We start from the raw sequence: 20,610 nt of genomic DNA, 5'->3' as shown, positions 1-20,610 counted from the left end.
GCCAGTGGTTGTTTGTTCATCAGACCCTGAATCAGGTCCGCCTCGAAGTCCGCAAACTTGCGCGAGGAGTTAGAAGAGGTACTCATTCATCAAAAACAGTTATAGACACAGTTGGATGTACAGTCTCCCCAAGACCGCAGCGCAGTCAAACCTTTCATCACCCCCAAAGCATTCGCGCGCCCGAAAGACTGCAGCGCAGTCAAACCTTCATCACCCGCGAAGCATTCGCGGGACCCCCACCCCCGCAGCGCAGTCAAACCTTCATCACCCCCAAAGCATTCGCGCGCCCTAAGACTGCAGCGCAGTCAAACCTTCATCACCCGCGAAGCATTCGCGGGACCCCCACCCCCGCAGCGCAGTCAAACCTTCATCACCCCCAAAGCATTCGCGGGACCTCAAGACTGCAGCGCAGTCAAACCTCCATCACCCGCGAAGCATTCGCGGGACCCCCACCGCCGCAGCACAGTCAAACCTACATCACCCCGCAAAGCAATCGCGCGCCCTCAAGACTGCAGCGCAGTCAAACCTCCATCACCCGCGAAGCATTCGCGGGACCCCAACCACCGCAGCGCAGTCAAACCTCCATAACCCCGCAAAGCAATCGCGCGCCCTAAAGACTGCAGCGCAGTCAAACCTTCATTACCCGCGAAGTATTCGCGGGGTCTCCCCCCCTAAGAATCACCGATCCAGCACAAAAGCCACGCCCCCGGCAAAAACCAGGCCCCGAGCTAACGAAATCCATCCTTCCAGAACAAAGCTTTTGTCCTGCGCTCCGCCGCCCAATGCACACCCGTTCGCATTCCGCGTTACACCACGTATGGCACCCAATAAACTCAGCATCGAAGACCTGAACGGAAAAGAGAAGATGCAGCTACTGGAAAAGCTGCTCAATGATCTGCACGAAGAGGGGATTCTGGGGAGTCACAGCCTGATGGCCATAGCCAGTGACGTGATGTACCTGGATTACCAGGAAGATGAGGACCTATTACATTTTACGGCCTTTACCCCGGAAAACGAAGAAGAATGAAGCGAGGCGAAATATGGCTAATCAACCTGGACCCGACCATCGGGGCGGAGATATCAAAGAAACGTCCGGCGCTCATCGTGAGCCAGGACGGCGTAGGGCGCCTACCCCTCCGCATCGTGGCACCGATCACCAACTGGAAAGAGCACTACCACGTTGTTCCCTGGATGGTACAACTGCCCAGCGACGCGCAAACCGGACTGGATAAGGAGAGCAGTGCCGACTGCTACCAGGTGCGCAGCATTAGTGAAAAGCGCATGATCGCCAAGATCGGCATAGTCAACGAAGCATTGCTGGAAAAGACAGTAAAGGGAATTCGGTCGGTTCTTGGCCTGTAGGATTGACCCAAATCGTCATTTAGTGGGTTATACCCATGATGACTGCCACCGCTCCCGATACCCTGACCAAGACCGCCGATCTGACCGATCGCCTGCGGGCCTTCGACATCTTCAAGGACGTCCGCACCGAAGCACTGGAATGGCTGATCCAGAAGTCCGAGTATAAGTGCTACCGAAAAGGAATGCACATTTTCAGTGCCGGAGAAGCAGCGGACCATATGCAAGTCCTGCTCACCGGCAGCTACGTCATCCAACGGGAAAGTAACGGCCGCCGCAAGGAACTGGGCATGTGGAAGGCCCCCTACGTCACCGGCGTACTGCCCTTCAGCCGCATGAAGGACACTCAGGCCGATGGCCTCTGCCTGGAAGATTCCAAAGTACTGGAACTGCACCGCGACTGCTTCGTGGAGATGGTTAATGTCAGCTACCAACTCACCCAGGCGCTGGTAGCCGTGATGACGAACCGCGTGCGCGATTTCCAGCAGATGCGCCTGATGGACGAAAAGCTGATGGCCTTGGGGAAAATGAGTGCCGGCCTGGCCCACGAGCTGAACAACCCGGCTTCCGCGATCGTCCGCAGTAGCCAGGAACTACACAAGCACCTCGTGCAGACGCCGGAACGCTTTAAGTCGGTCGTCACGATGCGGGTGACGGCGGAAGACGTCGACCGGATCAACGAAATCCTGTTCGAGCGGATCGCCGATGCCGATAGCGTCGAAGAGCTTGGCCTGATGGAACGAGAAGAACGTAAAGATGACCTGCTCGATTGGCTGGAAGACCACGACGTAGAGGAGGCGGATCGTATCGTCGACACCTTTGCCGACTGGAACTTCCGCACGGACGACCTTGAATCCATCGCCAACGCCATTCCGGAGGAGGCAATCCAACCCATTCTTTGGTGGATCGAGACCAATCTGACCACCGAAAGCCTGGTGAATGAAATTCAGGCTTCCAGTGGACGCATCGCCGAACTGGTGCAGTCCATCAAGGCCTACAGCCATATGGATCAGGAGCCCAGCCTGGAAATGGTGGACGTCCATAAGGGGCTCAAGTCCACCACCATCATGCTGCTCCATGCCTTTAAGAAAAAGAAGATCCGCATTAACAAGGAACTCGGCAGCGATATTCCAAAGATCAAAGCCCTGGCCGGGGAACTGAACCAAGTGTGGACGAATTTACTTTCTAACGCGCTGGATGTGCTCCCCGACGATGGTAGCGGGGTATTGACACTGCGCACTTTCCAGGAGCGGGACTGCGTGTGCGTGGAATTCCAAGACAACGGCCCGGGTATTCCGGAAGACATCCAAAGCCGGATTTTCGAACCCTTCTTTACCACCAAGGGCATCGGCGAAGGCACCGGCATGGGCCTCGATATTGTCCGCCGCGTGATCGAGCACCACAACGGTTACGTAAACGTCGACAGTGAGCCGGGATGTACCGTTTTCCGCGTTTGCTTCCCTATTCAGTAGCACCCCAATATCTTATGGCCAGAGACCGCAAACCCATTATTCTTACGGTCGACGACGACGAGCAAGTCCTGCGATCGCTAAAGCGCGACCTGCGCAATCAGTACAAGGACGACTTTCGGATCGTAGTCACCACCAGTGCCAAGGAAGCGCTCGAAGCGGTGACCGATTTAAAAAAGAAGGGCGAAGTAATCGCTCTCTTTCTCTGCGACCAGCGGATGCCCGAAATGCTGGGCGTCGAGTTTCTCGAACTGGCAAAGGAGATCTTTCCGTCCGCAAAGCGCGTGCTGATTACGGCCTACAGCGATACGGACGCCGCCATCAAGGCCATCAACGACGTGCAGCTCGATTATTACCTGCTCAAGCCCTGGGATCCGCCGGAAGAGAAACTTTACCCCATCCTCGGTGAATTGCTGGAAGACTGGAAACTGGCCTACCGTCCGGAATTCGAGGGTATCCGGGTAGTCGGTTACCAGTACTCACCGAAGTCCCACAACATCAAGGATTGGCTGGCCGCCAACCTGCTCCCCTACGAATGGATCGATGCCCGTGGCCCCAAAGGGGAGGAACTGATCGAACTTCACCAGTGCAAAGTGCGGGAGCTCCCTCTCGTAATCACGGAGGAGGGAGAAGTGATGAGCGACCCCGAGCTGGATGATCTCGCCGAAAAACTCGGCATGAGCGCCACGGTCAGCGATGATCTTTACGATGTCGTGATCATCGGGTCCGGCCCCTCTGGCATGGCCGCGGCGGTCTACGGCGGATCGGAAGGCTTGAAGACCCTCGTCGTGGAAAAGCGGGCTCCCGGTGGACAGGCGGGCAGCAGCAGCCGAATCGAAAATTACCTGGGCTTCCCCAGCGGGCTATCCGGCTCCGAACTCACCCGGCGTGCCATGGCTCAGACGCTGCGTTTCGGCGTGGAAGTCGTCAGTCCCCGCGAGGTAGTCAACATCGAGATCCGGGACGGGTACAAGATCCTCACCCTCGACGATGACAGCACGGTCAAAACGAAGGCCGTCATCCTGACCACCGGCGTTCAGTACCGCAAGCTCGAGGCCGAGGGGGCCGATAAATTCAACGGTGCCGGCGTGTACTACGGGGCCGCCATCACCGAAGCCAAGTCCTGCGAGAACCGCCACGTATTCGTAGTCGGAGGTGGCAACAGTGCCGGTCAGGGAGCGGTATACCTTTCGAAGTACGCCCAATCCGTCACCATCCTGATCCGCAAACCGGACCTGACCTCCAGCATGTCCAGCTACCTGATCGACCAGATCGATGCCATCGACAACATCTCCGTACAGGGTTACCGGGAAGTAATAAAAGTCTGCGGCGACGACGACCACGTCCAGCGGCTCGTCCTCCAGAACCTCGAAGACGACTCCACCTATGAAGTCGAAGCCGACGCCCTATTCATCTTCATCGGCGCCCGTCCCCGCACGGAATGGCTGGAACGCGGCCAGGTCATGACCGATAAACGCGGCTTCATCATCACCGGCCGCGACCTCCTCGCCACCGAAAAACGCAGCCACGGCTGGCCACTCGAAAGAAACCCCTACCTCCTCGAAACCTGCCAACCGGGCATCTTCGCCGCCGGCGACGTCCGTAGCGGTGCCATGAACCGGGTCGCTTCCGCAGTTGGCGAAGGAGCCATGGCCATCAAGTTCGTGCACGCTTATCTAGCAGAGTTTTAGAGCTCGCTATGCGCGGTGGAGAGGCTGCGCGGTGGAGAGCCACTCGCTTCGCTCGTGGTCCGTAAAGTAGCTTCGCCACGGTAGATGCTAGCTCTACCGCCGAAGGCCTCTACAGCGAGCAAAGCGAGCTCTACCGCGCAGCCTCTACCGTGAGCACAGCGAACTCTCCCCCCCGAAGGTCTCTACCGTGAGCGCAGCGAGCTCTACCGCGCAGCCTCTACCGTGAGCGCAGCGAACTCTCCCCCCGAAGGCCTCTACCGCGAGCAAAGCGAGCTCTACAGCGCAGCCTCTAACGTGAGCGCAGCGAACTCTACTTCCACGCCGCCTCGTAAAGCGCATAAAGCGCCAAGCCCACCTTTAGCAGCAACGATAGAAACTCCAGCCACGGCTTTTTCTCGGCGAGCTGATTGGTTTCCTTGGTCGGGGTGAGGGGATAGGTGACGAATACGACGATGAGGTCCCGAAGCCGCTCACGCTCCTTCGGACGTTGGGTGGGCTTACGCTCGGTATGCCGTATTTTTTCGCGGTTACCCGTCGAATCATCGGTGGGACTGGGGTTTTTGGTGTTATGGGCTGACATGCTTTGAATTTGAGACAGTGACTCCCTAAAGCGGCTTATGTAAGTCTTACAAAGCTAGTCGATAGCGACCATATTTACAACAGAATGTTTTAATAAAAACATTTTCAAACAATGAAACTTTCGTTTTCAAACAGCGCCGGACAAGTGCTGGCGGCCCGTATCGACTTCCCCGTGAACCGGCATCCTCACGCCTTCGCGATCTTCGCGCACTGCTTCACTTGCGGGCACAACCTGACCGCGATGCACAACATCAGCCGGGAACTGAACCTGCACGGCATTGCGGTGCTCCGATTCGACTTTACCGGCATCGGGGAAAGTGACGGCGATTTCGTGGACACGACTTTCACGACCAACATTTCCGACCTCGAAGACGCCGCGAATTACCTGACGGAGCACTACGAAGCTCCTTCCCTCCTGATCGGCCACAGCCTGGGCGGGGCAGCCGTCCTGTGCGCGGCCCGGCGAATTCCTTCGATCAAGGCCGTGGTGACGATCGCGGCCCCCTTCGCGCCCGACCACGTCTCGAAGCACTTCCGGGATAAGATCGACACCATCACTTCGGAAGGCAGGGCAACGGTAGATATCGGTGGACGTCCGTTCAAGATCGGGAAGCAGTTTATCGATGACCTGGAAAACCACCGCCTGGACGAAAACATCAAAAAGCTCGGTGCCGCCCTGCTGATCCTGCACAGCCCCCAGGACCGGACGGTCTCCATCGACGAAGCAGCCAAACTGTACACCGCGGCCCGCCACCCCAAAAGCTTCGTGAGCCTGGACGGTGCCGATCACCTGCTCTCCGACGACGCCGACAGCCACTATACCGGTCGGGTCATCGCCGGCTGGTCCGATCGCTACCTGCCCGTTCCGGAAAAAGCTCCCATTCGCAGCGATCACAATGTCGCCGTCCGGTTGGGAGAGGAAGGGTACACCACGGAAGTGATGGTCCGCCAGCACCACCTGACTGCCGATGAGCCCGTGAAGGTCGGCGGGAACGACTACGGCCCCGGCCCCTACGAATTGGTGAGTGCCGGACTCGGCGCCTGCACCGCCATGACCATCCAGATGTACGCCCGCCGCAAGAAATGGGTCATCGAGGAAGTCGAGGTACATCTCGATCACAAAAAAGATTACGCCCAGGACATGGAAGCGTCCGACGAGAAGCCAACCAAAATTGACCACTTCGAGCGAGTCATCACGCTAAAGGGCGATCTAACCGACGAGCAGCGAGAGCGGCTGCTGCAGATCGCCGATCGCTGCCCGGTGCACCGGACGCTCCACGAGACGGTGCGGGTATCGACGGTACTCAAAGACGAATGAGCCATGAAATGTACCGGCCTTTTACTCTTGATGGCGCTGTTCCTGCCGGGGTGCGCGATGCGGGGGCAGGATAGTACGCGGCGAGCTACCGTCATTCTCAAGCTGGACGATCTTAGGGTTGAAGAGGGACAGGTGCCAGGGGGGTGGCAGGAAGTATTCACCTATCTCAACCAAGCGGGTGTGGTAGCCACCCTAGGTCTCATCGGTAGTAGCCTGGAGGAGGATAATCCACCGTACTTCGATTGGATCATCTCCCGGCACGAAGAAGGCCACGAGATCTGGAACCACGGGTACTGCCACTGTAAACCGACCGGCCCGGAGGGGGAAGAACTCACGGAATTCCGGGGAACGGATCTGGCCTATCAGCTGGATCACATCCAACGCACCCAACAGCTCGCCGAAAGCAAACTGGGCTTCCCCCTTCGCAGTTTCGGCGCCCCGTTCAATGCCACGGACAGCACTACCGCCGCCGCTATCCACCAGCTCCCTTCCCTCCAAGTTTGGATGTATAAAGCGGATGATTCGAATACGGGAGCCTACCTACTACCGCGAACGGCCGGGGTCAATATCGAATATCCCACCCACGTGCCGAGCTTCGACAAATTCCTCCGGGCATACCAGTCCAATCGCAACGCGCCGGTACTTGTCATACAGGGGCACCCGCAAAGTTGGGTGGACAAGCCCGAACGGATGCAAGATTTCAAACGCATCGTCCATCACCTGATCGCCGATGGAGCGCGGTTTACCACGCCTTATGCGTACTATCTGGCGCAACGGGGTGAGTAATACATCGCGCTGCGAAAGCATAGCCCGGAATTACGGACAACGGCTTTCCTCCGGCTCGTTTACCTCTTGCAGGCTGTCATGGTCAGGTTATCGGATCATCACCGCGGAACGGTAGAAGGGCATACTGATGCTATCGGCCGGCCTCGTGCTCCAGGTACCCCGCAACATAGCTGAAGGGAGCGTTCCAGTTCAGGCAGATCTCGTTGCTGGCGTAGCTCGGCGTCTGATCGGCCCAGCTCTGCATGGGGGCGGCGTTGGGTTTGTAGATCGTTTCGGGCCGGTCCTGCTGGGCGGCGTTCGGGCCGCCGGAAAGCAAACCGGGAACGGGCTCGTCAATGCCGTCGGACGCACTCTGCCGGTGGTGGATGAACATCGGCGACCGGGTCCCGAAGCCGGTCAGGTAGCAGACGGCGTTCGGATTGTGCCCCAGGATGTAGTTCATGCAGTCCCGCATGGTGCTGACGTACTCCGGGCGGGAGCGGCGCTCGTTGGCGGCGGCCAGGATCATGGCGGCGTTCATGACATCGGAGTTACTGCCCCACCCAAAGTCCTCGACCGGTTGCTGATAAGCCGTTCGTTCGGTTTGCTGGACCAGGCTGTCGGCCAGCGTAACGACCAGGCCCTCCAGCTCGTCGTACATTTCCCGGGGCACGCGCTCGGAGTGGCGTAGTAGCGTGAAGGCGGCCATATTGGCCATGTAGCTGGTCCAGCCTACCCCGGGGCCGAAGCGGACCCGCGGCGGGTTCTGTTGCAGGTCGTTGTAAAATTCCTGCTCTCCGGTGGTGGCGAATAGTTCCGCCGCGGCCCAGGCCTGTTCGTCGTCGGCGTTGTGGTCACCGTATTCCCCGGTGCTCACGTCGTCGGGGTTGCGGAAGAAGGCATCGGGATGATTGCCGGCCCACGACCAGGCCTGCCGGGAGGCGGTAAGCAGGCGGTCGGCGTAGTCGGCATCGTAGTCGCGGTACACCCGGGCCGCCTGGGCGGTGGCCGCGGCAAAATTCAGCGTAGCGGTGATGCTTTTGCCCACCACGTAGCGCCGCCCCGATCCGGCCTCGGGCATGACCATACCGTCGAATTCCAGCGTCGTGAGTTTGTGGAACAGCCCACCGTCGTCGTCCTGCATGGTGAGCATCCAGTCCAGTTCGTACTTCAACTCGTCGAGGTAGTCGCTCTTGCCGTTCCCACTTTCCGGAATATTCAGAGATCCGTCCGCGGCCGGGTCGCCCACGTCTTCGTAGAGCGCCAGGTACTGGCCCAGCGGAAAGGCCCCGTTGACAATGTACTTATTGTAGTCACCGGCATCGTACCAGCCACCGGGGCTGCTGAGCATTCCTTCCGAGCGGCCGGAGGACGGATGGTAGTAGACCTCCGTATCGGGATGGCCGGCTTTTCTGGCCCACCGGCCGGCGTAGGCCTCCGGCAGTTCGGCACCGGCGCGCTGGTAGAACAATCCCTTCATCGACCCCACGAACACGTCCTGCAGCACGCTATCCCGCACCCGGAACGGATACGAATATCCGACCTCGGGAACGTAAATACGGTATTCACCCACCGGCAGGGGATCGGTCGTGCCGTTCCGGGCGGTCACTCCGGCCAGCGCCTGCCAGTCGACCGAGTCGCCCAGGGTGCCCTCGTACACCGTGGAATCCCCCACCGCGGTAGTTACGTAAAAAACGGAAGTCACCGCGGCTCCCGACCGCACCGCCTGGGTATCGGCGCAGGTAAAGCGTACGGGCTGGTCGGGATAGAAACCCACCTGATTCAGCTGAATGGCGGGCGTGGCCCGGTCGGCAAAGGCCGGCGGACCGTCATCGGCGTCGGACGAGCAGGCAACAAAAAGCAGGGAAAGCAGCGTAAGCAGGATGAGGTTCCGCATGGAGGGGAGTCTTTGCGCGACAATATATGGGCGGCGGAGCGCAGGTAAAAAGCGGGCCCCGGCTAAGTTACGTGCATTCCCGTATTCGAGCATTTTCAGGGCAAAACCCGGATGCCTTATGCTAAATTTCGTGCTCCGTACCTTGTTTCGATGCGCACGATCCTGCTTGTACTCCCCCTCTTCTTCGCTTGTGGTCGACCAGCCAGCCCGCCAAGTTCGGAAAGGGAACTGCCTAACATCGTCCTGATCTTCACCGACGATATGGGCTACGGAGACATCGGGGCTTATGGCGGTGACCACGTCAGCACGCCGCATCTGGATGCCCTGGCAGAGGAGGGCGTGCGATTCACGGACTTCCGCGTTGCACAGGCCGTATGCACCGCCAGCCGCGCCGCGCTCATGACCGGCTGTTATCCGAACCGGCTGGGGCTGCGGGGCGCCCTGGATCACACCGCCACCGGCGGACTGGCACCGGAAGAAGTTACGGTAGCGGAAATCCTGAAAGCGGCGGGCTACCAGACGGCCATGGTAGGGAAGTGGCATCTGGGTCACCTGCCACCCTACCTGCCCACGAATCAGGGCTTCGACAGCTACCTCGGCATTCCATACAGCCACGATATGTGGGGCGGTCACCCCGAAGCCTGGGCGCAGGCGTACTTCCCCGCCCGGGTACCGCTGCTGCGGGATACCGTGCTGCTCGACAGCCTGTCCGATTTCACGACCCTGAACCGCCGCTACAACGAAGCCGCGGTAGATATCATCGAAGCGCACGATGCCGCCGACGGGCCACTCTTCCTCTACCTGGCACACTCGCTGCCCCACGTGCCATTGGCCGAGGACCCCGACTACCTGGAGCCGACCGGCCAGGGCCTGTATGCCGACGTAATGGCCGAGATCGACGCCGGCGTCGGAGAGATCCGGGAAAAACTCACGGCGAAGGGAATAGCCGAGAACACCCTGATCATCTTCAGCAGCGACAACGGCCCCTGGCTCAGCTACGGCGACCACGCCGGTCGCACCCCCTTCCGGGAAGGGAAGGCCACCAGCTTCGGGGGCGGCGTGCGGGTACCGCTTATCACCTACTGGCCCGGCCATACGCCCGAGGGAAAAGTAAGCGCGTCTAATCTGATGACGATCGACGTGCTCCCCAGCCTTGCCCGACTCGTCGGCGCCCCCCTACCCGACCGCACGCTGGACGGGCACGAACGCCTCGCTGACTTACTGGGCATCACTACCGGCCCCGCGCCGGAACCCTACGCCATTTACTGGCTGGACGACCTGCAAGCGGTGGTGAGTGCGGACGGGCGGTTTAAACTGCACCTTCCCCACCGCTACTCGACGCTGGGTGACCAACCGCCGGCCACCGGTGGCATGCCCGTAAAGTACCGGCAGGATTCCATCGGCCTGGCGCTGTTCGATCTACGGGAGGACCCGCGCGAAACAAAAAACGTGGCGGACCGGCATCCTGAAATAGTCCGGGAATTGACGGCATTTAGCGTACGAAAAGGGGCGGAACTGCAGTAGGCTCCGACCAATACTTTTTACCTTTGCGGTACCGATGAAGCAGCTGCTGTCCATATCGTTTGTCGCCCTTCTCCTGCTACAGGTGGGAAGCGAGGCCGTCATGATCCAGTGGCAGCAACACGCCCGCGAAAGCTTCGCCGAGCTCTTCTGCGTCAACCGGCCCCTCGAAGATATCCCGATGTGTTACGGTTCCTGCCAGATGCCGGAACTCTTCGCCGGCCTCACCGACGACACCGGTAAGGACGAGCTAACCCCCGGCACCTCTTCGCCGGCCCAGTTCGTTTATTTGCCCGTGCGCCTGGTCGTTCTGCCGGCGCGCGCGCTGCCACCGGTTCCGTCGTGGCATGACCGCCCCCATACCGAACCCGTCCTCCACGGCGGCGACTATCGGCGGGCCAGTCTACAGCCACCGCTCGCATAGCGTAGCCGTACGCCCGTAGTCTTTCCCGTCCGCACTGGTCGGGTGACCCTCGTATTCCGTACCCGTTCTTCCGCGACGGATCGTTCCGCTGCGCGGTCCTTTTTACTCTCAAGTCTGAATTTTATGCTTTACCGCTATCTGGCGGCACTGGTGATCGCCGGTGTCCTGCCCGCGGCCGCCTACGCCTGTGATGCCTGCGGCTGCGGCATCGGGGGCGGTGGCTTTGGCCTCCTCTCCGTATACCGCAACAATTACGTGGGGCTCACCCACGGTTACGTTCCCTTCCGCAGCCGACTGACCAGCGGGGAATACACGGGAACGGAGGACATCTTCCATACCACCGAGCTTTTTCTGCGCTACGAACCGCTGTTCCGCGTACGCGCCGATGTTTTCCTCCCCTACCGACACAACCTGCGCCGCGGTCCCGCGGGGGATCAGTCGCTGAGTGGATTGGGAGACGTGCGGCTGGGACTATCCTATGTCCTCACCGATGGCCAGCCCCTCGGCATCGGTCTGTGGTCCGTGTACTGGGAAGCCGGTCTGACCGCCTCGCTGCCTACGGGCCGCTACGAAGACGACCTGCTTGACTCCCACTACCTACCCGACAACTTCACCCCGGGCAAGGGCGCGCTGAGCTTGGGCGCCCAAACGGCCTTGGTATTATCTAACGGTAAGTGGGGCCTGGCCGTCAACGCCCGCCACCAACGATACGGCAAGAGCACGGCCTACTACCGCTTCGGCGCGGAAACGGAGGCCGGCGTCCGGGTCTTCGGGCAATTCGTCCACGATCCCCACTGGAAGATCATTCCCTACCTCGGCATCAGCCGTGAGCATACCGCCGCCAATTCGACGGCCGGTAGCCAGCCGGTACACGCGACCGGCGGTGCCAGCTGGCTCGCCGCCGCGGGGGTCAACGTCCGCTACGATGACCTCACCCTGGCCGTACACGTGGCCCAGCCGCTGGAGTCGCATTACTCGGACGGATTGGCGGAAGCCGGCCTGCGCGCTACCGCTTCCGTCCTCTACAATTTCTAATCTCAAATAAGCTACCATAACATGACTTTCTCCTTCCAATATCTCTTTGCTTTCCTTAGCCTCTTCCTCCTTACGGCTTGCGAAGACGACGATATCACTACCCCGGACAACGGCAATACCGGCACGGTGGAGATCGAATTCGAGAACGTTTTCGGGCCGCAGACCAACCAACGAAGCTTTGGCCTCGGTGACACGACCGACACGGACTTCCCCTACGCCAATGCCCTCGACCAGGCCTACCGCGTCACCTACCTGAAGTACTACGTCAGCGAGATCGTTCTGGAGGGACCGAATGGCGAACGCTACGAAGAACCGATCGACGTCACCGCGACCAGCGCCAGTGGCTTTCATCTGGTGGACGCGACGCGGCCGGAAAGCATGATCTTCGACCTGGCCGCCGTGCCGAGCGGCACCTACAACCGCATGAGCTTCACTCTGGGCGTCGACAGCACCCACGTACTGGAGGGGGCCGCCGGCGGTGACCTCGACCCGGTAGACAGCGGGATGTTCTGGAGCTGGAACGCGGGCTACGTCGCCTTTAAGTTCGAGGGCCAGAGCCCGGACAGCCCCGGTGGTGCGCACGGCAACTCTCTGGTGCCGGAAACGCCCAACGGTATGGTCTTTCACCTCGGCGGTTGGAAAGACATCGAAGGCACCGTGCTGCGCAACAACAACCAACGCGTGACGATCGACTTCATCGACCAGGCGATCGTAAACGACGATCTGAGCCCGACCGTGCATCTGGAATTTGACGTCAACTCGGTCTTCGACGGCCCCGGCGGCACCATCGATTTCGGACAGAGCAACGTCAATATGCACAGCCCCGTGGACGCCACGCCGCTGATCCGCAACGCCGCGGCCGGCTTCCGCTACGACCACATCCACCAGTAACCAGCACCCAGCAACCAGCAACCAGCAACCAGCACCCAAAAACCAAACATCGGATGCTACCCCGCTACTGTCTACCGTACCTGTGCCTGCTCCTGTTCGCCTGCGAACGGGAGCAGGCGGGTCCGGCCAACGCCCCGTATACCTTCGTCGCGCCGGAGCATTTCCCGCGGGTCGTCTACGATTTCGAGCGCAACCCGGTTACCGAGGCCGGCTTCAAGCTGGGCAAACGGATTTTCGAGGATCCACGCCTTTCCCGTGACGGCTCCGTAAGCTGCGCCAACTGTCACCAGCAGGTTACGGCCTTTGCCGATCCCCAGCACCGCCTGAGCGTGGGCGTGGAGGACCGGGTAGGCGTGCGCAACGCCCCGGGGCTGTTCAACCTGGCCTTCCGAAGCGAATTCATGTGGGACGGCGGCGTAGTCCACCTCGACTTTGCCGGCGTACCGGCCATCGAATCCGAGGTCGAGCTGGATAATAACCTCGCCGTCATCGTGGATCGTCTCCGTAAGGACGCCACCTATCCGGAAGCCTTTCGCCGGGCCTTCGGCCGCAATACCGTGACCTCCGGGTTAATGTTGCAGGCGCTCAGCCAGTACCAGGCCATGCTCATATCCGATCGCAGTAAGTACGACGACGTATTCGCCGGGCGCAACGGAGCGGCGTTTTCGGCGGAGGAAGCACGGGGAGAGGCCATTTTCATAGAACGATGCGCGGGTTGCCACGCCGGCCCCCTGCAAACCGATAACAGCTACCGCAACAACGGACTCGACGCGGGAAACTTCGCGGATCTCGGGCGGGAAACCATCACCCATAATCCCGCCGACCGGGGAAAATTCCGGGTGCCCAGTCTCCGCAACATCGCCCGAACGCCACCATATATGCACGACGGTCGCTTTGCCACCCTGGAAGCCGTACTGGAGCATTACGCCGAAGGTATCCGCCACTCCCCTACCCTGGATCCCCGCCTGGAAGAGCCGATCCGGTTGACGGAGCAGGAACGAACGGACGTGATCGCTTTCCTGGAAACGCTGACCGATTGGGCGTTTCTGCAGGACCCGCGGTTCTAGAAAAGGGTTTCTACCTGCGCTCCGCCGCCATAATGTCCTGCCGGCAGGCCACGTTTCCTTTGTGGTGGGTATCGTACCTTTAAATTGCCCGCCCGACAATGCTGAGCATGAAGGAAAAAGAGATGATCGAAGGATCCCTTCGGGGAGACGAAAGGTGCCAGCGCGCCCTCTTCGATCGGTACGCCCCTCTGCTCATGGGTGTCTGTCAGCGCTACTGCCGCAATCAGGCGGAGGCGGAGGATGTCCTGCAGGACACCTTCGTGCGCATCTTCGCCAAGTTGAATAAGTATGGGTTCAAGGGCTCCTTCGCCGGTTGGGCGCGCCGCCTGTGCGTAAACGTGGCGCTCAAGACCTACCAGCGTAAGCGCTTTAGCCTGGAGCAAACCGGCCTCGACAATATCCCCGAATACGCCGGTGCCCCTACGGCCTACGCCGACCTGGGCGAGCAGGAACTGCTCCAACTGATCCAGCAACTACCCGACGGCTACCGCATCGTATTCAACCTCTACGCCATCGAGGGCTACAGCCACAAAGAAATCGGCGAGACGCTGGGTATCCAGGAAGCCAGCTCCCGCAGTCAACTGCTCAAGGCCCGCAAGGTGCTGCAGCAGCAGATCGAAATCCGTAAACGCATCGCTATATGAGTGAACTCGACGAGCTATTCCGCGGCGGGTTAGGCGATCGCAAACCGGAGGTCCCGAAGGATCTCTGGGAAAAAATCGCCGCGCGCCGGAGTGCCCTGCCGGACGGGGAGGAACTCGACCGGCTATTCGCCGACAAGCTGGCTAACCGCCAACCCGCCGTGCCGGCGGGCATGTGGCAGCGTATTATGGCGGCCCGTCGCCGCACGCCGCTGCTTCGCTACGCCGTTCTGGCCCTGCTTCTGGTTGGGATGGTTACTGCCGGCTGGTGGACGCTGTCGCAGCAAGCCGGCGATTCGGAAACGACTTCCCAGCCGGTAGCCAGCCAGGCTCCTAGCGAGCCGCAGGCCTCCTCCGTACGGCCGGATCCCTCCAATAAATCCGTTGGAGATGCTACGGAAGGTAGGGCGACCAATCCCCCGGAGACACCCAGCCGTAACGTAGCAGCAACGCCCGTTCGCGATAAGGAAACGTACTCGCCGGTTGACAAAGCAACCGTTCCCACCTTCGCATCTACGCCGGTTGCTCCCCCTGCCGAGCGTGCTACGAAGTCCGTGGCCGGAGTCCCGACGATCCTGAACGACCGGGTGGATCGCCTGACGAACGATCTGCTGGCGGATCTTCCTCCGGCCGGGCCGGGCGGCAGCTTCCAATCGGCCGGCCGCAATCGGTTCCAGGCGGAATTCCTGACCGGAGCCGCCTACGCCCACCAGCGCTTCGGACAAAGTGGAGAGGATGCCCGCGAATTACGCAATGCACGGGAAGTGAGCGAGTTTCCGCAATTGAGCTATCAGCTGAGCGCGCGCCTGGATTACCGCCTGCACTCGCGGTTACACCTGCTGAGCGGATTGACCTACGTGGATATCCGCAACCAGCTGGAGTACGAGATCATGCGCAGCGGCGGGAAAGAGCTGATTCGCAGTACGAATCACGTCCGCATGCTGGAGGCTCCCCTCCTGGCGAGCTACGTTATATCGGGGCGCCGGTTACGGCTGAACCTCAACGCCGGCCCGGTATTCAACCTCTTCACCGCCGTCAGCGGAGAGTACCTCCACCCCGACTTTGCCGAGCCCCGCGAACTGCATGCCGACTACCGATCCAACATCGGCGTGGGTTGGACGACGTCGCTGACCACGGTTTACCACATCGGAAAGGCGCGCAACCTGCAGGTGCTGCTGGAGCCCTTCTTCAAGTACTATCCCGGCTCCTTCACCCACGGGGATGCCCCCCTCAGCGAGCGGTACTGGCTGGCCGGACTACAGCTCGGTGTTCGTAAATCGTTCTGACGGCGCGTTTCAATGGCTGCTGTTTGTACCTTACGGACGTTAACCCACTGTCCCCCGCCATGCCCCTCGACGCGCCAACCTCTACCTTTCCTCCCTCCGACAAGGGCGACTGGCTCGAACGCGTAAAGAAAGAACTTAAGGGTGACCTGAGCGACCTCGACCAGCAGGTCTCCGAGGGCATCCGCCTGTCTCCGCTTTATACCGCCGAGGAGGTCGACGTCCGCCCGCCGCTGGACCGGCCGGCCGGCTGGGAGATCGGAGCGTACTTGCGGTCAGGCGACAACCAATCCACCAACGAGGCCGCGTTGGCGGCGCTCGAGCAAGGGGCCGAAGCCCTCCTTTTCCGGCTGTACCACCAACCATCGCGCCGGGAGGTGGATGAGCTACTGCGGGGCATCAAGCTGGACTTCGTTTCCATTCACTGCGCCCTACGCTACCCCGGCCGCGATCCGGCGGAACTCTTTCGGGATTTGGTCAAGTACCTGCGCCAAGCGGGGTATGCCCTGGACGGTATTCGCGGGTCGGTAGATTTCGATCCGTTGCTGGACTGGGACGAGCCGCCCTTCCCCCCGCTTATTCGCCTGTTGAACTTCGTTGGCGAGTACATGCCCGGCTTCAAGGTATTGCAGGTGAACGCGGCGGGCTTCAACAACGGACCGGCCGACGCGGACAGCGAACTGGCACTAGCCATTGCCAAGGGAGCCGAATACCTGCAGCAGATCAGCGAGCGGGGCTACGACGTAGCGCGGGCGGCACGGCACCTGCAATTCGCTTTCACCGTAGGGACATCCTACTACGTCGATATTGCCAAACTGCGGGCCCTGCGCATCTTATGGGCTAACGTCCTTCGGGGTTTCGGCATTGAGGCCCCGGAGCCGGTGACGGTTGCCGCGCATTCCGATCTGGCCACCCTGACCGACGACCGAGACCAAAACCTCCTGCTACTGACCACCCAGGCACTTTCCGCCGTGACCGGGGGAGCGGATCAACTCTTTCTCTCACCGGCCGAGGGGCCCGAGGAGAAGGCTACCCCCTTCGGCCACCGCATGGCGCTGAATATTCAACACCTGCTACGCCTGGAGAGCGGCCTGGATGCCTACGCCGATCCGGCGGCCGGAAGCTATTACCTGGAGAAGCTCACCGAAATGCTCGTCGATGCCGCCTGGGAGCGCTTCCGGGCCATTGAGGCGCAGGGCGGATTCGCTCAGGCTACGGAGTTCTAACCAGAAAGCACCCACCACGGTGGCTACCGCACACGTGGACCCGCCGCCGGCCCACCAACTTTAACGCTTTGGTACCTTGTATAACTAGGTAGCTACCGGTACCTTTGTTGTATGGACCAGCAGTTCCTGGCTAAATGGAAATCACAGGTAAAGAAAGGCACCCTGACGCTCGTCGTGCTCAGCATATTAAGAGAACGCGAATGCTACGGTTTCGAGTTAATTGTTGAGATAAGGGAGCGGGTGTCCATTGAAATCGCCGAAGGCACGCTTTATCCTTTGCTGAACCGCCTAAGGAAAGAGGCGCTGGTGAGTTCCAGATGGATGGAACAGTCGTCCGGTATTCCTCGCAAATACTACAAGTTGCTACCGGAAGGCACGGCCATGCTCCTGCAGATGACGGCGTTCTGGCGGGAGCTGGACGGATCCATTAAAAAGTTATCGTGATGAGAGCCATCCCCTTCACCAAGCCTGCCACCCGAAAACTGTATCGCGAGTACCTGAAACGTACCCGCCGGGTGATAGCCCCGCTGCCCCGCACCGACCGCATGGACATCCTGATGGAAATCAATAGCCACATTTTCGAAGGATTTACCCGGGAATCGACTACCGAAGAAACCGTTCGGCTCCGCGAGATACTCCAACAGCTGGGCGCGCCGGAAGAGGTATTCAAGCCCCTGCTAGCGGAGAAAACGCTCCAAAAAGCTACCCGACCGTTTCATCCCGCCCGGGCAGTGAAAGCCATCGTGCTGAACGTGTCGAATGGCTTCGGTTACCTCCTCTTCGCGGTGCTTTACCTCTCCGTGTTCGGATTCGCCGCGGCGGCCTATCAGAAAATGATCTACCCGGATCAGGTCGGCATCTTCTTTAAACAGGGGAGCTTTCACCTACTCGGCATCGTACGCCCGGAAGCACGGGCCGCGCTGGGATTGGTGGAGGTTGTCGGTCCGTGGTTCATTCCGCTCATGCTGATCTTCATGGTCGCGGCCTATCTCATTATTGCTCTGCTGCATCGGTTGAAAAGCAGGTTGATCCTCTAAAAAAATTTCTTCACTTACATCGTTATACTATGTGCCGTGTATTACAATGCTTAATGCCTATTCTTTGCCTGACCTATACTTTGGCCAAGGTATCCGCCCAGGCACCCTCCCCCCGCTATTTCGAAGAACAGTACGCCCCCTACTTCGCCGATATGAACCTTAGCGCGGGGATATTGCTCCACCGCGACGGCGTCACCCACACGGTCGGACTCAATCTTCCCGCGGATAAGACGGTGTTCAATATCGGGAGTGGTACCAAAACGTTTACAGCCGTACTCATCCTGCAGGAAGTAGAAAAGGGTAATCTGCGACTGAGTGACTCGATCGGCAACTTCCTGTCTCCCATACCCAACATTGACGGTTCCGCATCGATCGAGTCACTGCTTCGACATACCACGGGTTTCGCCGAAATCGTGGGGGACCAGGACTGGAATGCTTACGATGATCCCGACGACCGCTTGTTTCGCCAGGATTTATTCGCTTCGGTAGGGGCAAGGGATTCGTCCATGATCGGATCTTTTCAGTACACCAACACCAACTATATCCTCCTAGGAGAGATACTGGAAAAAGTGAACGACCGCAGCTACTTCGAACTTCTGCGCGAACGCATTTTCGAGCCCTGCCAAATGGAGGATTCCTATCCCTACGTCTCCCGGACGATACCCAAATTGGTACACCCCACAGACCTGAATACCTTTCAAGATGTATACGACGGGATCAACTACAAGTTCTTCGCCCACTACGCCTTCGCCGCGGGCTCTATCGCTTCGACGCTGCGGGACATGGCCCGGTTTTACACGCTTCTTTTCGAGACGGACCGTTTAATTACTCCCGGTTCCCTTCGCCTGATGCTGGATTTCAAAGATGACGATTACGGCCTGGGTGTCGAACGAACGGTGATCGACGGGGTCCCCTACATCGGGCACGGTGGAAACAATGCCGGCTATGCCTTCCGCACTTTTTACGACCCCCGAAACGGGAACCTAGCCATGGTATTCTGCAATAGGCTCCGGCTCGTCCTCCGGGAAGCGCTGATCCAGGACATGATGCACTATCTGAATGATCTGCCACCGGCCCGCGATTTCTCCCGCATCCCACCCGCCGAATTTTCGACCTACCAAGGAACATATCGTCTGCGCGGGGCGGGAGTCAATTTTGACATCACCCCTTCGGAAGAGGTGCTGTATTTGGTTTTCGGAGACTATAAGTCGCCGCTCGTCGGTCTGGAGCCCAGGGTTTTGTACGACGGCACCTCCGGGATATTGCTTAGACTGGATCCATCTCAGCCGGAACGGCTGACGTTCGTACAGGCCGGTAGCGAAATGGTCGCGGATAGACTGTAGGCGGATTGTAGCTACCTTTGCCACCTATGTTATCCGTGAACAGTTTTCCCTGGGGCACTAGTCCCGCCGGTCCCGTCGACCGCTACGTAATCACCAACACCACCGGCAATTCCGTAGCCCTTATCTCCTACGGCGCGATAGTTCAGTCCATCCTAATCGATGGGCAAGAGATGACCCTCGGTTTCGACGAGCTCAGCGGTTACCTGGGTGTCAATCCGGGTTACGGGGCCACTATAGGCCGCTACGCGAATCGCATCGGCGGGGCCGCCTTTACGCTCGATGGAACCACTTACGAAGTCGACGCCAACGAGGGCAAGAATCAGTTACACGGGGGATCGGACGGCTTCAACAGCAAGGTCTGGGATGCCGAGCCCTTCAACGCGGATGGCAAAGCTGGCGTAAAATTTCAATTGGTAAGTCCCGACGGGGATATGGGTTACCCCGGCACGCTGCGGGTGACGGTGACCTACACCTGGTCGGACGACAATGCGCTCCGTATCGCCTACGAGGCCACCACGGACAAGAAGACCGTGCTGAACCTTACCAATCATACCTATTTCAATCTGGGAGACGAGGAAACCGTGCTCGATTACATCCTGCAGGTAGACGCCGACCGCTTCACCCCGGTGAACGCAGAACAGATTCCGACGGGTGAATTGCCCGACGTACGCGATACGCCCTTCGATTTACGCAGTCCCCGGCGGGTCGGTGATGCCATCGATTCCGACCACTCCCAGATACGGGCCGCGGGTGGTTTTGACCACAATTTCGTTATCAGTAACCACGACGGTAGCCTCCGGGAAGTAGCCCTCGTTATCGATCCGCACTCCGGACGGAAATTACGCTGCTGGACCACCGAGCCGGGCGTACAGGTATTCACCACCAATTTCCCCACGGGCAAGTACGAGATGCGGGGAGGTACGCCCACCCCCCGTCACGGCGGCATCTGCCTCGAAACCCAACATTTCCCGGACTCCCCCAACCACGAGGCTTTCCCGTCAACGGTTCTGGAGGCCGGCGACACCTTCCGTTCGACAACCGTGTTCCGTTTTGAGTAGGGGAAT

At 59.7% G+C, this 20,610-nt stretch carries 20 protein-coding genes; 18 read left to right on the top strand and 2 right to left on the bottom strand.

The window, feature by feature from the left end:
- Positions 1-817 precede the first annotated feature (817 nt).
- Genes DRW39_RS16375 through DRW39_RS16360 form a run of 4 tightly spaced genes read left to right on the top strand, consistent with a single transcriptional unit; the run spans position 818 to position 4,519 of the window.
- Positions 818-1,027 carry a hypothetical protein gene (locus tag DRW39_RS16375; RefSeq protein WP_116108139.1) on the top strand — a complete coding sequence of 70 codons (210 nt, stop codon included), beginning with the start codon at positions 818-820 and terminating at the stop codon, positions 1,025-1,027.
- Positions 1,024-1,362 carry a type II toxin-antitoxin system PemK/MazF family toxin gene (locus DRW39_RS16370; RefSeq protein WP_116108138.1) on the top strand — a complete coding sequence of 113 codons (339 nt, stop codon included), beginning with the start codon at positions 1,024-1,026 and terminating at the stop codon, positions 1,360-1,362. The genes DRW39_RS16375 and DRW39_RS16370 overlap by 4 nt, the downstream gene beginning before the upstream one ends.
- A 35-nt stretch (positions 1,363-1,397) precedes the next feature.
- Positions 1,398-2,831, top strand: a complete 1,434-nt coding sequence (locus DRW39_RS16365) for an ATP-binding protein (protein ID WP_116108137.1) — start codon at positions 1,398-1,400, stop codon at positions 2,829-2,831.
- A 14-nt stretch (positions 2,832-2,845) separates the two neighbouring features.
- On the top strand, positions 2,846-4,519 hold the full coding sequence (locus tag DRW39_RS16360) for an FAD-dependent oxidoreductase (RefSeq protein ID WP_116108136.1): 1,674 nt from the start codon (positions 2,846-2,848) through the stop codon (positions 4,517-4,519).
- Positions 4,520-4,829: 310 nt separating this feature from the next.
- On the opposite strand, the gene DRW39_RS16355 is transcribed toward DRW39_RS16360, so the two are convergent.
- Positions 4,830-5,099 (bottom strand): hypothetical protein, encoded by a 270-nt coding sequence (locus tag DRW39_RS16355; protein ID WP_116108135.1) that lies wholly within the window; start codon positions 5,097-5,099, stop codon positions 4,830-4,832.
- Positions 5,100-5,210: 111 nt separating this feature from the next.
- On the opposite strand from DRW39_RS16355, the gene DRW39_RS16350 reads away from it, so the two are divergent.
- The gene (locus DRW39_RS16350; protein WP_116108134.1) at positions 5,211-6,416 is read left to right on the top strand and encodes a bifunctional alpha/beta hydrolase/OsmC family protein; all 1,206 of its coding nucleotides are present in this window, start codon (positions 5,211-5,213) and stop codon (positions 6,414-6,416) included.
- A gap of 3 nt (positions 6,417-6,419) precedes the next feature.
- Positions 6,420-7,202, top strand: a complete 783-nt coding sequence (locus DRW39_RS16345; RefSeq protein WP_232830170.1) for a DUF2334 domain-containing protein — start codon at positions 6,420-6,422, stop codon at positions 7,200-7,202.
- Between the two features lie 130 nt (positions 7,203-7,332).
- Here DRW39_RS16345 and DRW39_RS16340 read toward each other — a convergent pair whose 3' ends face one another.
- Positions 7,333-9,078: a glycoside hydrolase family 9 protein gene (locus DRW39_RS16340; RefSeq protein ID WP_116108133.1), complete on the bottom strand. Its 1,746-nt coding sequence runs from the start codon at positions 9,076-9,078 to the stop codon at positions 7,333-7,335.
- Between the two features lie 150 nt (positions 9,079-9,228).
- Between DRW39_RS16340 and DRW39_RS16335 the strand changes: the two genes are divergently transcribed.
- The 12 genes from DRW39_RS16335 (at position 9,229) to DRW39_RS16280 (ending at position 20,604) form a co-directional block, all read left to right on the top strand.
- Complete coding sequence (locus tag DRW39_RS16335) at positions 9,229-10,602, top strand: sulfatase (RefSeq protein ID WP_116108132.1); 1,374 nt, start codon at positions 9,229-9,231, stop codon at positions 10,600-10,602.
- A 34-nt stretch (positions 10,603-10,636) separates the two neighbouring features.
- On the top strand, positions 10,637-11,023 hold the full coding sequence (locus DRW39_RS16330; RefSeq protein ID WP_116108131.1) for a hypothetical protein: 387 nt from the start codon (positions 10,637-10,639) through the stop codon (positions 11,021-11,023).
- A gap of 123 nt (positions 11,024-11,146) precedes the next feature.
- Positions 11,147-12,058, top strand: coding sequence for a hypothetical protein (locus DRW39_RS16325; RefSeq protein ID WP_116108130.1), 912 nt, complete (start codon positions 11,147-11,149; stop codon positions 12,056-12,058).
- Positions 12,059-12,079: 21 nt separating this feature from the next.
- A complete protein-coding gene (locus DRW39_RS16320) occupies positions 12,080-12,949 on the top strand; it encodes an MbnP family protein (protein WP_116108129.1) in 870 nt (289 codons plus the stop codon).
- A gap of 53 nt (positions 12,950-13,002) precedes the next feature.
- Positions 13,003-14,016 carry a cytochrome-c peroxidase gene (locus tag DRW39_RS16315; protein ID WP_116108128.1) on the top strand — a complete coding sequence of 338 codons (1,014 nt, stop codon included), beginning with the start codon at positions 13,003-13,005 and terminating at the stop codon, positions 14,014-14,016.
- 98 nt (positions 14,017-14,114) lie between these two features.
- Positions 14,115-14,660 carry an RNA polymerase sigma factor gene (locus DRW39_RS16310; protein WP_232830169.1) on the top strand — a complete coding sequence of 182 codons (546 nt, stop codon included), beginning with the start codon at positions 14,115-14,117 and terminating at the stop codon, positions 14,658-14,660.
- On the top strand, positions 14,657-15,943 hold the full coding sequence (locus DRW39_RS16305) for a hypothetical protein (RefSeq protein ID WP_116108127.1): 1,287 nt from the start codon (positions 14,657-14,659) through the stop codon (positions 15,941-15,943). Before DRW39_RS16310 ends, DRW39_RS16305 begins: the two co-directional genes overlap by 4 nt.
- A 59-nt stretch (positions 15,944-16,002) precedes the next feature.
- Positions 16,003-17,166, top strand: a complete 1,164-nt coding sequence (locus DRW39_RS16300; protein WP_116108126.1) for a methylmalonyl-CoA mutase family protein — start codon at positions 16,003-16,005, stop codon at positions 17,164-17,166.
- Positions 17,167-17,277: 111 nt separating this feature from the next.
- Positions 17,278-17,610 (top strand): PadR family transcriptional regulator, encoded by a 333-nt coding sequence (locus DRW39_RS16295; RefSeq protein WP_116108125.1) that lies wholly within the window; start codon positions 17,278-17,280, stop codon positions 17,608-17,610.
- Positions 17,610-18,203 carry an HAAS signaling domain-containing protein gene (locus DRW39_RS16290; protein ID WP_116108124.1) on the top strand — a complete coding sequence of 198 codons (594 nt, stop codon included), beginning with the start codon at positions 17,610-17,612 and terminating at the stop codon, positions 18,201-18,203. Before DRW39_RS16295 ends, DRW39_RS16290 begins: the two co-directional genes overlap by 1 nt.
- Before the next feature lie 53 nt (positions 18,204-18,256).
- Positions 18,257-19,546, top strand: a complete 1,290-nt coding sequence (locus tag DRW39_RS16285) for a serine hydrolase domain-containing protein (protein WP_157976171.1) — start codon at positions 18,257-18,259, stop codon at positions 19,544-19,546.
- Between the two features lie 26 nt (positions 19,547-19,572).
- A complete protein-coding gene (locus tag DRW39_RS16280) occupies positions 19,573-20,604 on the top strand; it encodes an aldose epimerase family protein (protein WP_116108122.1) in 1,032 nt (343 codons plus the stop codon).
- The last annotated feature ends 6 nt before the right edge of the window (positions 20,605-20,610 follow it).

The sequence above is a fragment of the Lewinella sp. IMCC34191 genome (genome assembly GCF_003390935.1).
GTDB lineage: Bacteria > Bacteroidota > Bacteroidia > Chitinophagales > Saprospiraceae > Neolewinella.
This window is presented reverse-complemented; position numbering and strand designations above follow the sequence as displayed.